Source organism: Ramlibacter sp. (assembly GCF_036383835.1).
Lineage (GTDB): Bacteria > Pseudomonadota > Gammaproteobacteria > Burkholderiales > Burkholderiaceae_C > Ramlibacter.
The window spans coordinates 38,136-53,023 of record NZ_DASVNN010000143.1 but is presented as its reverse complement, the minus strand read 5'-3'; the positions used below and the strand labels follow the sequence as shown (position 1 = coordinate 53,023).

The window sequence follows — 14,888 nt, the reverse complement described above, 5'->3', positions numbered from 1 at the left end:
TTCCTTGTCCGCGCTCGCCGCGCGCAACGTTTCCATCCCGAAATATCCGCGCGACGGCGCGCCCGGCGTGGTGCACCTCGGCCTCGGCGCCTTCCACCGCGCGCACCAGGCGCTGGTGTACGACCGGCTGCTGCGCGACGGCGACGGGCGCTGGGGCGTGTTCGGCGTGGCGATGCGCAGCACGGCAGTCGTGGATGCGCTCGTCCCGCAGGACCATCTCTACACGGTGCAGGTCGCGAGCCAGTCCGGCGTCTTCTGGCAACTCGGCGCGGCGATCTGGGAAACCAGCATCGCGGCGCGCGAGCCGCAGCAGGTGGCCGCCGCGATCGCGGCACCCTCCACCCGCTGGCTGACGCTGACCGTCACCGAGAAGGGCTACACGCCGGAGCTCGCCGCGCTGGTCGTGCAGGGCCTGGCCGCACGCCGCGCCGCCGGCCTCGGTGGCCTCACCGTCGCGTCCTGCGACAACCTCTCGCGCAACGGCCGCAAGCTGCAGGCGCTGTGCGAGGCGGCGACCCCGGACGCATCGCTGGTGCAGTGGATGCGCGAGGCCTGCACCTTCCCCGACAGCATGGTGGACCGCATCGTGCCGGCGGCCACGCCCGCCACGATCGCCGCGGCCGAAACCGCGCTGGGCGTCGGCGACGCGTCCGCGCTCGCCACCGAGGCCTTCTGGGAATGGGTGATCGAGGGGCGCTTCGTCGATCCGGCCGATGGTCGGCTGCTCGCCGCGGCCGGCGTGACGGTCGTCGACGAGGTCGCGCCTTTCGAGGAAGCGAAGCTGCGCATGCTCAATGGCAGCCACACCGCGATGGCCTGCCTGGGCGCCGTCGCGGGACTGCCCTTCATCAGCGATTGCGTCGGCGTGCCGGCGATCCGCGCCTTCGTGCACGGGCTGATGACGCACGAGGTCGGGCCGCACGTCAGCCGCTCCGACTGGCCGGCCTACCGCGACGCGCTGCTGACGCGCTTCGCCAATCCGCAGCTCAAGCACAGCGTGCACCAGATCGCCACCGACTCCTCGCAGAAGATCCCGCAGCGCTGGCCGGCTTCCATCGAAGGCGGCCTGCGCCAGGGCCGCATGCCCGAGCGCCTGGCGTTCGCGGCGGCTGCGTGGATGCGTTACCTGCGCGGCAGCGACGAGAAGGGCCAGGCCTACGCGCTCAACGATCCGCTCGCATCGCGCCTGCAGGAACTCGCGCGCGCGACCGCGGGCGATGCGGCGGCGACCGTGCGTGCCTTGGGCACGCTGCCGGAGATCTGGGGCGCGACGCTGCCGAAGGAGACGGCGTGGCTCGCCCGCGTGCAGCGCCGGCTGGAGCGGATCGATGCGATCGGCCTGCTGCCCGCGCTCGAGGAAGTGGAAGGCACCGCATGAAGATCACCGGCGCCCGCGTCATCGTCTGCTGCCCCGGCCGCAATTTCGTGACGCTCAGGATCGAGACGGACGAAGGCCTCGCCGGCATCGGCGACGCCACGCTCAACGGCCGCGAACTCGCCGTGGCGAGCTATCTCACCGAGCACGTGATTCCCTGCCTGATCGGGCGCGACGCGCACCAGATCGAGGACATCTGGCAGTACCTCTATCGCGGCGCGTACTGGCGCCGCGGCCCGGTGACCATGAGCGCGATCGCCGCGGTGGACACGGCCCTGTGGGACATCAAGGCCAAGGCCGCGGGCCTGCCGCTGTACCAGCTGCTGGGCGGGCGCAGCCGCACGCGCGTGATGGTGTACGCGCACGCCAACGGCAAGGACATCGCGCACACGGTGGAAGAGGTGTTGCGCCACAAGGAAATGGGCTACCAGGCGATCCGCGCGCAGAGCGGCGTGCCTGGCCTGCAGAAGGTGTACGGCGTCGCCACGGGCAACCGCATGTACGAGCCGGCGGACGGCAGCGTGCCGGGCGAGCACGACTGGAGTTCGGAGAAGTACCTGCTGCACACGCCCAAGCTGTTCGAAGCGGTGCGCGAGGCGGTCGGCCCCGACATCCACCTGCTGCACGATGTGCACCACCGGCTCACGCCGATCGAGGCCGGACGCCTGGGCAAGGCACTGGAGCCCCATCACCTGTTCTGGATCGAAGACGCCACGCCGGCGGAGAACCAGGACGCCTTCCGCCTGATCCGCCAGCACACGACGACACCGATCGCGGTGGGCGAGGTGTTCAACACGCTGTGGGACTGCAAGGCGCTGATCGAGAACCAGCTGATCGACTACATCCGCGCGACGGTGGTCCACGCGGGCGGCATCACGCACCTGCGGCGGATCGCCGACTTCGCGTCGATCTACCAGGTGCGCACCGGCTGCCACGGCGCGACCGACCTGTCACCGGTCTGCATGGGCGCGGCGCTGCACTTCGACACCTGGGTGCCGAACTTCGGCGTGCAGGAACACATGCCGCACAATGAAGCGACGGAGGAAGTGTTCCCGCACGACTACCGCTTCGAGGCGGGCTTCATGCACTGCGGCGAGAAGCCCGGCCACGGCGTCGAGATCGACGAGGACCTCGCCGCCCGCTATCCCTACCAGCGCGCCTACCTGCCCGTGAACCGCTTGGCCCACGACGGCACGCTCTGGCACTGGTAAGGCAAGCACCCGAATCAACGGGTCATGTGCGAGCCTTCCCAGGCCAGCCAGCGGCGGAAGTCCGGGCGCGAGGTGGCGTAGGCCGGCACATCCAGCAGCGCCGTGCCGCCGAGGGTCATGGTGGAGCCGGTCGTGATGGTGGCCGCGGGGCCGCCCAGGATGGTGGTGTTGCTGGAGTCGAGGGCGACCGGGGCGATCAACACAGTGGAACCGGGCAGTCCGTCCACGGGCGGCGAAATGGCCACGGCACCGTGGTCCAGGACATGGCTCATGGGCTGCGACACGATGACGGTTTGCGCGAAGACGGCGGGGACGGCCAGGGCGGCGGCAGCGGCGACGAGGGCGAGGCGTTTCATAGGGACTCCTGAGATGGATGGGTGTGGATCCATTGAAATCCCCGCCTGGGCGCCCGCGCGCCCGACGCATTCGCCGGACGCTGTCGGCTCCGCACCGACGTCGCTCAGCGCAGACGCATCCAGCGCTGGAACTCGGGGTCGCGCTCCACGCCGGCGGGCACGTTCACCCAGTAGCGCGTCACGATGGTCTTGCTGTTGGCGCTGACGGTCTCGGTCGTGCCGGCAGGAACCAGCACCGCGCCGGAGATCGTGGCAGCGGGCAGGACCGCGACGGTCCCCGCGGGCGCCACGACCGTGGCCGAAGGCGCGCCGGGCGTGACGACCACGCCGGTGCCCGAGGTCACGGCGGCGCCGGTGAAGGACTGCACCGCGGTCTGGGCGAACGCGGGAGCGGAGAGGACCAGGGCGGCGACGGCCCAGCCAAGCTGGCGGGTGTTCATGCTGCGAACTCCTTGCGATGGTGATCCCCGTATTGCAGGGCATGCGGGATGACGGACGCGACGGCCCGTGTCGATGGCCCGTGTCGGCCAGCCGCCGACACGTCCTTTACGGCACAGGCAGCGGCGGGAGCGCCCGCACCACGTCCCCGGCGATGGGGAAGATGCGGTCGCCGGCGCGCGGCTCGATGCGGTGCATGCCGGTGAAGCTGCCGAAGGCCGGCAGGATGCCCACCGCCTGGCGCGGCAGCTGCCCGCTGTCGTCGCCGAGCCAGAAGCACGGCAGGCGCAGCCGCTCGAACGCTCGGCCGCCGACGCTGATGCAGGGATGCCAGTGACCCGCGAGGACGTACGCTTCGTCCACCGGGCGCGGATGGTGGCACAGCGCGAACGGGCCGAGCCTCAGCGGCTCGTCGACCACCGTGAAGCCGAGGCTCGCCGGAGGATCGCCGGCGCGATCGTCGTGGTTGCCTCGCACGAGGGTCAGCTGCAAAGCCGCGTTGCGCTCGCGCCAGTCGTGCAGCACGCCGAGCGTGCCGGCGGCATGCGAGCGCACCGAGTGCAGGAAGTCGCCGAGGAACACGACGTGCTCCGCTTGGGTGTCGGCGATCGCGGCGTCGAGCCTGGCGAGGGTTTCGGCGGTGGTGCCGCGCGGCACCGGCACGCCGAGCTTGCGAAAGCTCACGGCCTTGCCGAAGTGCGCGTCGGCGACGAGCAGCGTGCGCCGCGCGGAAAGGAACAGGGTGCCGGTGGGATGCAGCAGGGCATCTTCGCCGGCGAGGCGGATTCTCAGCACGGAAGGACGCGGGCGGGATTCGTAGGCTGGTGGTGGAGCGGAGCGGAACCCCAGCGCTTCGCGCTTCGCTGGGGTTGCACCCCAGCCTACAGCTACAACATGCGGCTGAGGGAAGCTTCCAGGTGTTCCGAAGGCACCCGCTTGAACCCGGAGCGCGCGAAGCGCTGCAGCCGTCCGACGATGAACGCCGTCATCACCGACGCCCGCACCTGGGCATCGACCGTCGGCGTGGCGCCGTCCGCGGCGCGCAGGCACTGCTTGAGCGAAGCCTCGACCTTGTCGAAGAACTGGTTCATGCGCTGCTGCAGGCGTTCGTTCTCGAACACCAGCGCGTCGCCCACCATCACGCGGGTCATGCCGGGGTTCTTCTCGGCGAACTGGATCAGCATCGTCACGATGCGGCCGGCCTGCGACGGGCCCGCGGCCTCGCGCTCGGTGATCTGGTTGATCAGGGTGAAGACGCTCTGCTCGATGAACTCGATCAGGCCCTCGAACATCTGCGCCTTGCTGGCGAAGTGCCGGTACAGGGCGGCTTCGCTCACCTCCAGCCGCGCGGCGAGCGCCGCGGTGGTGATGCGTTCGGCGCCGGGCTGCTCCAGCATCGTGGCCAGCGCCTGCAGGATCTGCACGCGCCGCTCGCCGGGCTTGGGCCGCTTGCGCGCCGCGGGGGCGGCGGCAGGCGTTTCACCTCCGGGCGTGGGTTCGGGGGCGTCGAGCTCGGCGTGGGACATAAGGCGGCAAGGTCAGCGGTTCGGGCCATTCTCGCATACCCGACCATGCGCTCCCCGCCAACTGATCCACACGAAACGCAGGCAGCGGGCCGAGTAGGTGCTTACCCAGGGAGCGGCAGTGTCACTTTCAAGCCACGACCGCCGGCGCCCGCCTGGAGCTGCAGGTGGCCGTGATGCACGCGCGCGATCTCCTCGGCGATCGCCAGCCCCAGCCCCGTGCCCTCGCCCTGCGTGCCCTGCACGCGGTAGAAGCGCTCGAGGATGCGCGGCATCTCCTGTGCGGCGACGCCGGGACCGTCGTCCTCCACCTCGAGGTAGGGCTGCGCGCCGCGGCGGCCGCAGCGGATCGTCACCGCGCCGCCTTCGTGGGTGTACTTCACGGCGTTGTCCACCAGGTTCGACAGCAGCTCGCGCAGCAGCCACTCGTGGCCCATCACCAGCACCGGGTCGGCGTCCAGCCCGAGGTCGATGTGGCGCGCGGAGGCGGCGTCGAGGTGCGCCTGCAGGCTGTCCTCGCACAGCGCCTTGAGGTCGACGCGCTGCTGCGGCTGCGACTGCATCGCGCGCGCATCCGCGCGCGACAGCGCCAGCAGCTGGTTGGCCAGCTGCGAGGTGCGGCGGGTGGCGTTGCGCAGCTTGTAGACCTGCTCGGTGGGCAGCGCCAGCGTGCCCGCCGACGGCGGCGCGCCGGCCGCCTGCGCCCAGGCCTCCACCTGCGCCTGCAGGCCCGCGAGCGGCGTGCGCAGCTGGTGCGCGGCGTCGGCGACGAAGCGCCGCTGGCTCTCGGCCTGCGCATTCACCAGGCCGAACAGGCGGTTGAGCGAATCCACCAGCGGCCGCACTTCCTCCGGCGAGGCCTGCGCGTCGATCGCGCTCAGGTCGCGCGGCGAACGGCGCTCCACCGCTTCCTTCAGCGCGAGCAGCGGCGCCAGCGCGCGCTCCACCGCCCAGCGCACGGCGAAGGCCGCCCCCGCGAGCAGCACCAGGTTCGGCAGCAGCACCTTGTACAGCACCGCGCGGGCCCACTGCTGGCGCGGGTCGGAGCCGTCGCCGAGCGCCACCACGACGTCGCCGAACACGGTGCGCTGGCGCTGGCGCACGATGCGCCAGGTGGTGCCGGAATGCTCCTCGCTGTGGAACTCCGGCTCGTTGTCCGACGGCGGCAGGCCGCCCAGCCAGTCGGCGCCCTGCAGCACCTTGCCATCGAGGTCCAGCACCGCGTAGCTCGCGGAGCGGCGCTCCTTGAGGAAGTCCTCCATCGGCGGCGCCAGCATCAGCAGCGGGCGGTCGTCGACGTCGCCGATCACGGAGTCGGCCAGCAGCGGCACCAGGGCGAGCAGCCGCTGGTCCTGCTGCGTCGCCACGTTGCCGGCGGACTGGTAGTCGAACCAGGCGTTGAGCACCGCCAGCAGGATCAGCGGCGCGATCAGCATCACCAGCAGGCGCCGGCGCAGGCCGGAGGTGACGCCCAGCACGTCGCCGCCTCGGCTGCGCGAGCGCGGCGCGCCGGGACGGAAGAACGCGATCACTCGGACTCGGGCGGACGCAGCTCGAGGCGGTAGCCGAAGCCGCGGATGGAACGCAGGGCGACGCCGTACGGTTCCAGCTTGCCGCGCAGCCGCGAGATGTAGACCTCCACCGCGTTGGGCGTGATCTCCTTGTCCCAGCCCGTGAGGGCCTGCAGCAGCTTGTCCTTGCTGGCCGGCTTGGGCGCGTTGATCAGGAGGTACTCCATCACCGTCCACTCGCGCGGGCCCAGCTCGATCGGGACCGAAGCGCCGTTGCGCTGCGCGCTCGCGCGCCGGTTGGCGGTGTCGAGCTCGATCGGGCCGAAGGACAGCACCGCCGACGTCGCCGCCTGCGAGCGCCGCAGCAGCGCGCGCAGGCGCGCGAGCAGCTCCGGCAGCTCGAAGGGCTTGACCATGTAGTCGTCGGCGCCGAGGTCCAGGCCCTGCACGCGGTCGTGCAGCGCGTCGCGCGCGGTGAGGATCAGCACCGGCATGTTCTGGCTGGCCATCTCGGGGCGGCGCAGCCGGCGCGTGAGCTCCAGGCCGTCCATGTTCGGCAACCCGATGTCGATGATGGCGGCGTCGAAGACTTCCGAACGCAGCACCTCCTCGGCGCGCTCGCCGCTGCCGACCCAGTCGACCGCGTAACCGGCATTGGCCAGCCCCAGCTTGATGCCGCTGGCGACCATCACATCGTCTTCGACCAACAACAAACGCATCGCAGTCTCAATGGCTCCGGATCATGGTGCCGTAGGCCTGGTCGGTCAGGATCTCCAGCAGCATCGCGTGCGGCACCCGCCCGTCGATGATGTGGACCGCGTTCACGCCGGCCTTCGCAGCGTCCAGCGCGCCGCTGATCTTGGGCAGCATGCCGCCGGAGATGGTGCCGTCGGCGAACAGGCCGTCGATCTGCTTGGCCGTGAGGTCCGTCAGCAGGTTGCCCGCCTTGTCCAGCACGCCCGGCGTGTTGGTCAGGAGCACCAGCTTCTCGGCCTTCAGCACCTCGGCCAGCTTGCTCGCCACCACGTCGGCGTTGATGTTGTAGCTCTCGTTCTCGTCGCCGAAGCCGATCGGGCTCACCACCGGGATGAAGTGGTCTTCCAGCAGCGCGCGCACCACGCCCGGGTCGACTTCCACGATGTCGCCGACCTGGCCGACGTCGTGTTCCTTCTGCGGGTCCTTGGTGTCGACCATCTTGAGCTTCTTCGCGCGGATCAGCCCGCCGTCGCGGCCGGTGAGGCCCACGGCGCGGCCGCCCGCCTTGTGGATGAAGCCCACGATGTCCTGCTGCACTTCGCCCGCCAGCACCCACTCGACCACTTCCATGGTCTCGGCGTCGGTCACGCGCATGCCCTGGACGAACTCGCCCTTCTTGCCCAGGCGGTTGAGGGCCTGCTCGATCTGCGGGCCGCCGCCGTGGACCACCACGGGGTTGATCCCCACCAGCTTCAGCAGCACGACGTCCTCGGCGAAGTCGGCCTGCAGCTCGGGATCGGTCATCGCGTTGCCGCCGTACTTGATCACCATGGTCTTGCCATGGAACCTGCGGATGTAGGGCAGCGCCTGCGCGAGGATCTCGGCCTTGTCGCGGGGGGTGATGTTCTGGGTGTTGACCATGCGTGCTTGGCTCCAAACGGTCTGGTGCGGGACCACCGGCGTCGCGGCCGCCCTGCCTAGGCGAGCATCGCGGCTTCCTGCCGCGTGGCCGCCGCCGGCGTCAGGTGATCGACGATGTCGTTGCTGCCCGAATAGCCGGCGACCAGCGCCTTCAACACCGCCCGGATCTGGGCGATGTCGTTGCCTTCCACTGCAGAGCGCATGACCCGCAGCTGCCGCGCCAGTTCCTGCCACTCGACCAGCTCCTCGCGCGCCTTCATGATGCGCGGGTGCGAGGTTGCCTGCGGATTGTCGCCGATCAGGAGCTCTTCGTAGAGCTTCTCGCCCGGGCGCAGGCCGGTGATGGCGATCTCGATGTCGCCCCAGGGATGCTCGTCGTCGCGCACCGAGAGGCCCGACAGCGACACCATCCGCTGCGCGAGGTCGAAGATGCGCACCGGCTCGCCCATGTCCAGCACGAAGACGTCGCCGCCGACGGCCATCGCGCCGGCCTGCAAGACCAGCTGCGCCGCCTCGGGGATGGTCATGAAGTAGCGGGTGACCTCCGGGTGCGTGACGGTGAGCGGCCCCCCCATCTCCAGCTGCTTGCGGAACAGGGGCACCACGCTGCCGCTCGAATCGAGCACGTTGCCGAAGCGCACCATGGCGAAGCAGGTGCGGTTGTCCACCGGCACGCCGCCCGGCGCCAGGTCGCCGAAATCCACCTGGTGCGCCGCCGCGAGCGCCTGCAGGATCAGTTCGGCCATGCGCTTGCTGGCCCCCATCACGTTGGTCGGCCGCACCGCCTTGTCGGTGGAGATCAGCACGAAGCGGCGAACGCCGGTGCGGATCGCCGTGGCGGCGACGTTCAGCGTGCCGAACACGTTGTTGTCGATGCCCTCCGCCGAGTTGTGTTCCACCATCGGCACGTGCTTGTAGGCGGCGGCGTGGTACACGGTCTCCGGGCGGTAGAAGCTGAAGATCTCCTCGATCCGGCGCAGGTTGCGGACGCTGCCCAGGAGGGGGACCAGCTCCACGTCCAGCCCGCGGTTGCGGCACAGGGCCTGCAATTCGTTGTGGATCGAGTAGAGGCCGAACTCGTTGTGCTCCACCAGCAGCAGGTGCGTGGGCCGTTCGCAGACGATCTGCCGGCACAGTTCGCCGCCGATGCTGCCCCCCGCGCCCGTGACGAGCACCACCTTGCCGGCGAGGTTCATCGCCAGCAGTTCGGGATCGGGCGCCACGGGCTCGCGGCCCAGCAGGTCCTCGAGGTCGAGTTCCTGGATGTCCTGCACCGCCACGCGGCCGGACGCGAGGTCGGACATGGCGGGCACCGTGCGGGTGTGCACCGGCAACTGCCGCAGGCCGTCGATGATCTCGTTGCGCTGCGCGCGCGTGATGCCCGGCAGCGCCAGCAGGATGTCGGTCACCTTCTGGACTTCGACCGCCTCCGCGATCTCCTCGGACGGGTACACGTGGTGTCCGTTGATCGTGCGCCCCCTCTTCTGCGGATCGTCGTCGACGAAACCGACGAGGCGGAAGTTGCGGGAATGCGCGATCGCCATCCCGGTCTGGACGCCGGCCGGGCCCGCGCCGTAGATCAGCAGGCGCGCACGGTTGCCCGGCTCGATGAGTTCGTTCAGCGCCTCGTCGCGCAGCAGCGCGCCGGCCACCGCGCGGCTGGCGGCCACCAGCACCAGGACGATGATCGGCTGGATCAGGCCCAGGCTGCGCGGGATCTCCGGCAGCCGCAGCACCACCAGCGCCGCCAGCAGCACGGCGGCGTGCAGGGCCACGGCCCGCACCATCCCGAGCAAGGAGCCCAGGCTCACGTAGCGGAAGACCACCCGGTAAAGGCGGAAGTGCAGGAAGGAGGCGAATTGCGTCGCGAAGGCCAGGAGGAAGACGCCATAGGCGATCTTCGTGGGCAGGTAGGGCGTGTCCAGGCGCACCGAAAACGCCAGCCACGTCGCGAAGACCGAGATCAGGAGGTCCAGGACCAGGACGGTCAGGACCTTGGCGAGACGCGGCCAAGCCAGCGAGCTAGTCCACATGGCTATCCTTCAGGCGGCGTCGGGGCGCGAGCCGCTCAGTGGGACACGCCGTCACGGCGGATCACCTTCAGCACGGTACGGCACAGGATCGCGATGTCCATCGCGAGCGACCTGCGCTGCAAGTATTCGACGTCCAGGGCGACCTTCTGCGGGATCGGCAGTTCGTCGCGCCCGTTGATCTGGGCCCAGCCCGTCACGCCCGGCAGCAGGGCGTCCACGCCGCGCTCCGTCCGCAGGGCGACCAGGTCATGCTGGTTGAACAGCGCGGGCCGCGGGCCCACCAGGCTCATGTCGCCCTTCACCACGCTCCACAGCTGCGGCAGTTCGTCCAGGCTGGTCTTGCGCAGGAAGCCGCCGATCGGCGTGAGGTGCGCCTGCGGGTCCGCCAGCAGGTGCGTGGCGACGGCGGGCGTTTCGATCTTCATGCTCCGGAACTTGGGCATGCGGAAGATCGCGTTCCTGCGGCCGACGCGGTCGGACCAGTACAGCGCGGGACCGCGGGACGTCAGGCGAACGAGGAGCGCCACGAGCACCAGCGGAACTGCCAGCACCACGGCCGCGAGGAGCGCCAGCGACAGGTCCACCGCCCGCTTGGCCAGGGCGCCGCGCGGCCGCACCGCCGCTGCCGCGTCATCGGTCTGCTGGGTCATGGAGGGTTGGGGAATGTTGCTCATTGTCGGGCAATCCGGATTATCTTCGCTCCTGCCCGCCGGGCCCGGAGCGACGCTCAAACACGACGGCCGTGCGGGCCCCCGCGGGAATTTGACGCCTCAGGCCCCCAGCGCCAGCACGGTGTCCTTCAAGGCCTGGCGCGGCTCGATCGCCGGGCGCCAGCCGAAGGCCTCCCAGGCCACGCCGGCGTCCACCTGCATCGGCCGCGTGAGGCTCTCGATCTCGCGGCGCCGGCCGGCCGCTGCCGCTGCGAATCGGAGCATCGGCAAGGGAAAACGGATGAGCCTGGCCGCACGTCCCTGGGCGGACGCGATGGCGCGGACCAGGTCCGGCAGCGTCCAGTCGGAGCCGTCGCCGATCACGAACGTGCCGGCCGGCGCCCCGTCGGCCGCGCAGCGCACCAGGAACGAAGCGAGTCCATCCACGTGGATGAACGACCGCACGCCGCGCGCGCTCGCGAACGGCAGCGGCACGCCCGAGCGGACCAGCCTGACCAGGCGCGGCAGGTTGCCCGGGCAGCCGGGGCCGTACACCATCGGCGGGCGCACGATGCACAGCTGCATCGAGCCGCCCGCGAGCATGGCCTGCAATTCCCGTTCCGCCGCGAATTTCGAGCGCGCGTAGGGCGTGTTCGCCCGGATCGGGCTGTCGGCCCGCACCGGTTCGGCCGACCAGCTCCCGTGCACGCCCAGCGTGCTGACGAACACGAAGCGCGCGACGCCCGCCGTCCGGGCCGCTTGCGCGCAGCGCAGGGCGTGCACGCGGTTGGCCTCGTCGAACAGGTCGCGGCCGCCCTCGTTGGCTACCCGCGTGTGCGCGCGGCCCGCCAGGTGGATGACGCTGCTGCAGCCGGCGAGCTGGCCCGGCGTCGGGACGCCGTCCGCGCCGGCGTGCCAGCGCGCCGCGCCGGACACGGGCGACGGGGTGCGGGAGAACGCCACCGCGGGGACGCCCTGGCCCGCGAGGCGGTCCAGCACCCTGCGGGCGATGTAGCCACTGGCGCCAGTCACCGCGATCATGCCGTCGCGAGCTCCAGGTAAGACCGTGCCAGCCGGTCGTAGCCGTGCTTTTCGAGCACGTACTGCCGCCCGCGGGCGCCCATTTCGCGCCGCCGTGCCTCGCCGAGGGCCGCCATGCGGGTGACCGCGTCGGCGATCGATGCCGGATCGCCGGGATCGGCGCTGAAGCCGCAACCGGCCTCCGCCACGGGATCGTTGCCGCCGCGCACCGCAAAGATCACCGGCAGGGCGGCCTGCATGTAGTCGAAGAGCTTGTTCGGGCTCACGCCAAAACGAAAGATCGGCTCCGGGCGCAGCGAGATGTAGCCGACGCTCGCTTCGCGCAGCAGCCGCAGCACCGCGGCCTTGGGGATCTGGTCCAGGATGCGCACGGAGTCCTGCAGCCCGAGCGACTGCACCAGGGCGCGCAACTCCGGCTGCAGCTCGCCGCGGCCGACGATCACCGCGCACGCGCCGCGCCTCGGACCCTCGAGCGCCATCGCGCGCACCAGGCTCTCCACGTGATTGGGGCGGCCGAGCGCGCCGGCATAGACGACCACGGTGCGGCCTGTCGCGCGCCATTCGCGCGCCTGCCGCGCCGCCTCGGAATCCGGCAGCTCGCCGGCTTCGGTCTCGGTCGCGACGCCGTTGGGGATGTAGCGCCACCTCCGGGGGTCCAGGCCCACCGAGCGCATGTGGTCCAGGGTGCAGGGCAGCAGCGAGACCACGTGGTCCGACGTGCGGTACGCGACGCGCTCCAGCCAGCCGGTGAAGCGCACCAGCGGATGCGAGGGCGCCACGCCGGCGAGTTCCACGAGGCTCAGGGGCCAGAGGTCGCGCACCTCGAACACGCAGCGGGCGCCGAACTTCCGGGCCAGGTGCCGCCCGGCGAGGAAGGCATACGGATGCGGCGAGGACGTGACCACCATCGCCGGCGCGCCGTGTTCGCGCGCGAGCCGGTCGGCCTGCCGCACGAGCTGCAGCGTGAAGGCCGTCATGTTGACGATGCGGCCGAGCCCGTTGCCGCGGTAGGCGGGGGCCTGCAGGAACTCGTAGTCGACGCCGTTCACCTGCTCCACGCCGCTCGTGCGCGGCACGTCCAGCAGGTGGTGGTTGCAGGTCGTGAGGATCACGCTGCGGCGCCCCAGCGCGTTCCACTCGCGCGCGAGGTGGTAGGGCCGGTCGTACCGCCCGATGCCGGGCCCGCCGGCATAGGGGTGGATGTACCAGATGCTGCCGGCCTTGCTCACGGCGCCGCCAGGTCGAAGCGCTGCGCCCAGTGCGCGAGCACGCCCGCGCGGAACAGCAGCGGCTCCATCGTCTGCCGCTGGCGGTCGCCGGCGCTGCGCCAGGCGGCCAGCATGCCGTCCACGTCGATCCAGTTCCGCAGGGGCCCGGGCGACGACGCCAGCAGGTCCTGCAGGCGGGCGCCGAGTGCGCCGCGCATCCAGACCGACTGCGGCGTCACGAATCCCATCTTGTCGCGGCGGTCCAGGATCTCGTCGGGCACCATGCCGCGCAGGCCCGAGCGCAGCAGCGCCTTGGTGCGGCCGTCGCGCAGCTTGTGGCGCACGGGCAGCGCCAGCGCGAACTCGGCGAGCCGGTAGTCGAGGAAGGGAACGCGGCTCTCGATGGACCAGGCCATCGAATTGCGGTCCTCGTAGCGCAGCAGGCTCGGCACGCTGTAGCGGCGCAGGTCCTGCACCTGCCGCTGGCGCAGGCCGCCCGACGCGCCCAGCTGGACCGACGACTCGCCGCCCGCCGCCTGCACCGCCTCGCCCAGCCAGTCGCGCGCCGTGCCCACCTTCGGCTGCAGGAAACGGGGCATGTAGCGCACTGCCTCGCGCCAGCGCAGGTAACCGCGGTCGCCGCGCAGGGCCACCGAGGCGGCCTCGCGGCCGGCCGCGACCAGCCGTCCGCGCCGGGCGAGCGAAAGGATGTGGAAGGCGTAGAACTTCTTGTAGCCGCCCAGGATCTCGTCGGCGCCCTGGCCGTCGAGCAGCACGGGGATGCCGGCCTCGCGGGCCTGCTTCATCACCAGCCACTGCGCATAGATGCTGGCGGTGGAGAACGGCTCTTCCTGGTGCCAGACCAGGTCGCCCAGCTCGGAGAGGTAGCCTTCCTCCGTGGGAACGGAGAAGTGCGCCTGCGCGCGGGCCCGCTCGGCCGCCAGCCGCGCCCAGCGCGACTCGTCGAACTGCGGTTCCGGGAACCGCGCGGTGAAGGTGTGGATCGAGGACTGCTCTTCCTGCAGGCGCATCGCGCAGACGATCGAGGACGAATCCAGGCCGCCCGAGAGGCAGGCGCCCACCGGCACGTCGCTGCGCATGCGCAGCTGCACCGCCGAGCGGAACAGCTCCGCGAAGCTCGCGCACGCCTCCTCGAAGGGAAGGTCCGATTCGCGCTCCGGATCCAGCCGCCAGAAGGCGACCGGCCGCAGTTCCAGCGACTGCTCCGGCCGCAGCACCGCGTAGCAGCCCGGCGGAAACGCCGTGATGCCCTGGAAGAAGGTGTCGTCGCCCGAGTTCACCACGCCGTGCATCAGGTAGTCGTGGATCGCGACCGGCGCCGCCTGCGGGCGCGTGCGCCAGTGCGCGAGGATGCCCTTGATCTCCGAGGCGAACGCCAAGATGCCGCCGCGCGTGGCCACGTGCAGCGGCTTCACGCCGAAACGGTCGCGCGACAGCACGAGGGTGCGCTCCAGCGCATCCCAGATGGCCAGCGCCCACATGCCGTTGAAGCGCGCGAAGCAGCCGGTGCCCCACTGCGCGTACGCGGCCAGGATCACTTCGGTGTCGGACTCCGAGGCGAAGCGGTGCCCCAGCGCGCGCAGTTCCTCGCGCAGCTCACGGTAGTTGTAGACCTCGCCGTTGTAGGTGATCCAGTAGCGCCCCTGCCCGTACGCCATGGGCTGGTGGCCGCCTTCCGTGCAGTCGATGATGGCCAGCCGCCGGTGGCCGAAGGCGACCACGGCGGGCGCCGGCGCGTCCCGCCCCGGGGATTCCGCCTGCAACGCCACGCCGCCGTCCCTGCCGAAGAAGGCATGGCCGCTGCCGTCCGGCCCCCGGTGCGCCTGCACCCGGGTCATCGCGAAGACATCGCCCAGGTCCGCCGGCTGGCCGGAGACGAGGCCCGCTATTCCGCACATCTGCTG

Annotated in this window: 14 protein-coding genes; 2 read left to right on the top strand and 12 right to left on the bottom strand. The window is 71.0% G+C overall.

Annotated features, from left to right (window positions below; genetic code table 11):
- The first annotated feature begins 4 nt into the window (after positions 1-4).
- Entirely contained in the window at positions 5-1,378 is a 1,374-nt protein-coding gene (locus VF522_RS22210) for a mannitol dehydrogenase family protein (protein WP_330910504.1), read from the top strand.
- Complete coding sequence (gene manD / locus VF522_RS22205; RefSeq protein ID WP_330910503.1) at positions 1,375-2,586, top strand: D-mannonate dehydratase ManD; 1,212 nt, start codon at positions 1,375-1,377, stop codon at positions 2,584-2,586. Before VF522_RS22210 ends, manD begins: the two co-directional genes overlap by 4 nt.
- A gap of 14 nt (positions 2,587-2,600) precedes the next feature.
- On the opposite strand, the gene VF522_RS22200 is transcribed toward manD, so the two are convergent.
- The 12 genes from VF522_RS22200 to asnB all read right to left on the bottom strand — a co-directional run bounded on the left by VF522_RS22200 (position 2,601) and on the right by asnB (position 14,882).
- Positions 2,601-2,942 (bottom strand): hypothetical protein, encoded by a 342-nt coding sequence (locus VF522_RS22200; RefSeq protein WP_330910502.1) that lies wholly within the window; start codon positions 2,940-2,942, stop codon positions 2,601-2,603.
- Between the two features lie 104 nt (positions 2,943-3,046).
- The gene (locus tag VF522_RS22195) at positions 3,047-3,382 is read right to left on the bottom strand and encodes a hypothetical protein (RefSeq protein ID WP_330910501.1); all 336 of its coding nucleotides are present in this window, start codon (positions 3,380-3,382) and stop codon (positions 3,047-3,049) included.
- 106 nt (positions 3,383-3,488) lie between these two features.
- Positions 3,489-4,175, bottom strand: a complete 687-nt coding sequence (gene pdeM, locus VF522_RS22190; protein ID WP_330910500.1) for a ligase-associated DNA damage response endonuclease PdeM — start codon at positions 4,173-4,175, stop codon at positions 3,489-3,491.
- A 92-nt stretch (positions 4,176-4,267) separates the two neighbouring features.
- Positions 4,268-4,906 (bottom strand): nucleoid occlusion factor SlmA, encoded by a 639-nt coding sequence (gene slmA / locus VF522_RS22185; RefSeq protein ID WP_330910499.1) that lies wholly within the window; start codon positions 4,904-4,906, stop codon positions 4,268-4,270.
- Between the two features lie 101 nt (positions 4,907-5,007).
- Entirely contained in the window at positions 5,008-6,339 is a 1,332-nt protein-coding gene (locus tag VF522_RS22180) for an ATP-binding protein (protein WP_330910528.1), read from the bottom strand.
- Between the two features lie 92 nt (positions 6,340-6,431).
- Positions 6,432-7,133, bottom strand: a complete 702-nt coding sequence (locus VF522_RS22175) for a response regulator transcription factor (protein WP_330910498.1) — start codon at positions 7,131-7,133, stop codon at positions 6,432-6,434.
- Positions 7,134-7,140: 7 nt separating this feature from the next.
- Positions 7,141-8,031, bottom strand: coding sequence for an acetylglutamate kinase (gene argB, locus VF522_RS22170; protein WP_330910497.1), 891 nt, complete (start codon positions 8,029-8,031; stop codon positions 7,141-7,143).
- Positions 8,032-8,087: 56 nt separating this feature from the next.
- Positions 8,088-10,064: a nucleoside-diphosphate sugar epimerase/dehydratase gene (locus VF522_RS22165; protein ID WP_330910496.1), complete on the bottom strand. Its 1,977-nt coding sequence runs from the start codon at positions 10,062-10,064 to the stop codon at positions 8,088-8,090.
- Positions 10,065-10,099: 35 nt separating this feature from the next.
- Positions 10,100-10,714, bottom strand: a complete 615-nt coding sequence (locus VF522_RS22160) for a sugar transferase (RefSeq protein ID WP_330910495.1) — start codon at positions 10,712-10,714, stop codon at positions 10,100-10,102.
- A gap of 120 nt (positions 10,715-10,834) precedes the next feature.
- The gene (locus VF522_RS22155) at positions 10,835-11,755 is read right to left on the bottom strand and encodes an NAD-dependent epimerase/dehydratase family protein (protein WP_330910494.1); all 921 of its coding nucleotides are present in this window, start codon (positions 11,753-11,755) and stop codon (positions 10,835-10,837) included.
- Entirely contained in the window at positions 11,752-12,984 is a 1,233-nt protein-coding gene (locus VF522_RS22150) for a glycosyltransferase family 4 protein (protein ID WP_330910493.1), read from the bottom strand. Before VF522_RS22150 ends, VF522_RS22155 begins: the two co-directional genes overlap by 4 nt.
- Positions 12,981-14,882, bottom strand: a complete 1,902-nt coding sequence (gene asnB / locus VF522_RS22145) for an asparagine synthase (glutamine-hydrolyzing) (RefSeq protein ID WP_330910492.1) — start codon at positions 14,880-14,882, stop codon at positions 12,981-12,983. The genes VF522_RS22150 and asnB overlap by 4 nt, the downstream gene beginning before the upstream one ends.
- Between the last annotated feature and the right edge of the window lie 6 nt (positions 14,883-14,888).

What these genes read in the sequence shown, in the direction of transcription:
- VF522_RS22160 (WP_330910495.1), bottom strand. Translation starts at nt 10,714, where the DNA reads ATGACCCAGCAGACCGATGACGCGGCAGCGGCGGTGCGGCCGCGCGGC.
- slmA (WP_330910499.1), bottom strand. Translation starts at nt 4,906, where the DNA reads ATGTCCCACGCCGAGCTCGACGCCCCCGAACCCACGCCCGGAGGTGAA.
- VF522_RS22180 (WP_330910528.1), bottom strand. Translation starts at nt 6,339, where the DNA reads ATGCTGATCGCGCCGCTGATCCTGCTGGCGGTGCTCAACGCCTGGTTC.
- asnB (WP_330910492.1), bottom strand. Translation starts at nt 14,882, where the DNA reads ATGTGCGGAATAGCGGGCCTCGTCTCCGGCCAGCCGGCGGACCTGGGC.
- VF522_RS22175 (WP_330910498.1), bottom strand. Translation starts at nt 7,133, where the DNA reads ATGCGTTTGTTGTTGGTCGAAGACGATGTGATGGTCGCCAGCGGCATC.
- VF522_RS22165 (WP_330910496.1), bottom strand. Translation starts at nt 10,064, where the DNA reads ATGTGGACTAGCTCGCTGGCTTGGCCGCGTCTCGCCAAGGTCCTGACC.
- argB (WP_330910497.1), bottom strand. Translation starts at nt 8,031, where the DNA reads ATGGTCAACACCCAGAACATCACCCCCCGCGACAAGGCCGAGATCCTC.
- VF522_RS22155 (WP_330910494.1), bottom strand. Translation starts at nt 11,755, where the DNA reads ATGATCGCGGTGACTGGCGCCAGTGGCTACATCGCCCGCAGGGTGCTG.
- manD (WP_330910503.1), top strand. Translation starts at nt 1,375, where the DNA reads ATGAAGATCACCGGCGCCCGCGTCATCGTCTGCTGCCCCGGCCGCAAT.
- VF522_RS22200 (WP_330910502.1), bottom strand. Translation starts at nt 2,942, where the DNA reads ATGAAACGCCTCGCCCTCGTCGCCGCTGCCGCCGCCCTGGCCGTCCCC.
- VF522_RS22195 (WP_330910501.1), bottom strand. Translation starts at nt 3,382, where the DNA reads ATGAACACCCGCCAGCTTGGCTGGGCCGTCGCCGCCCTGGTCCTCTCC.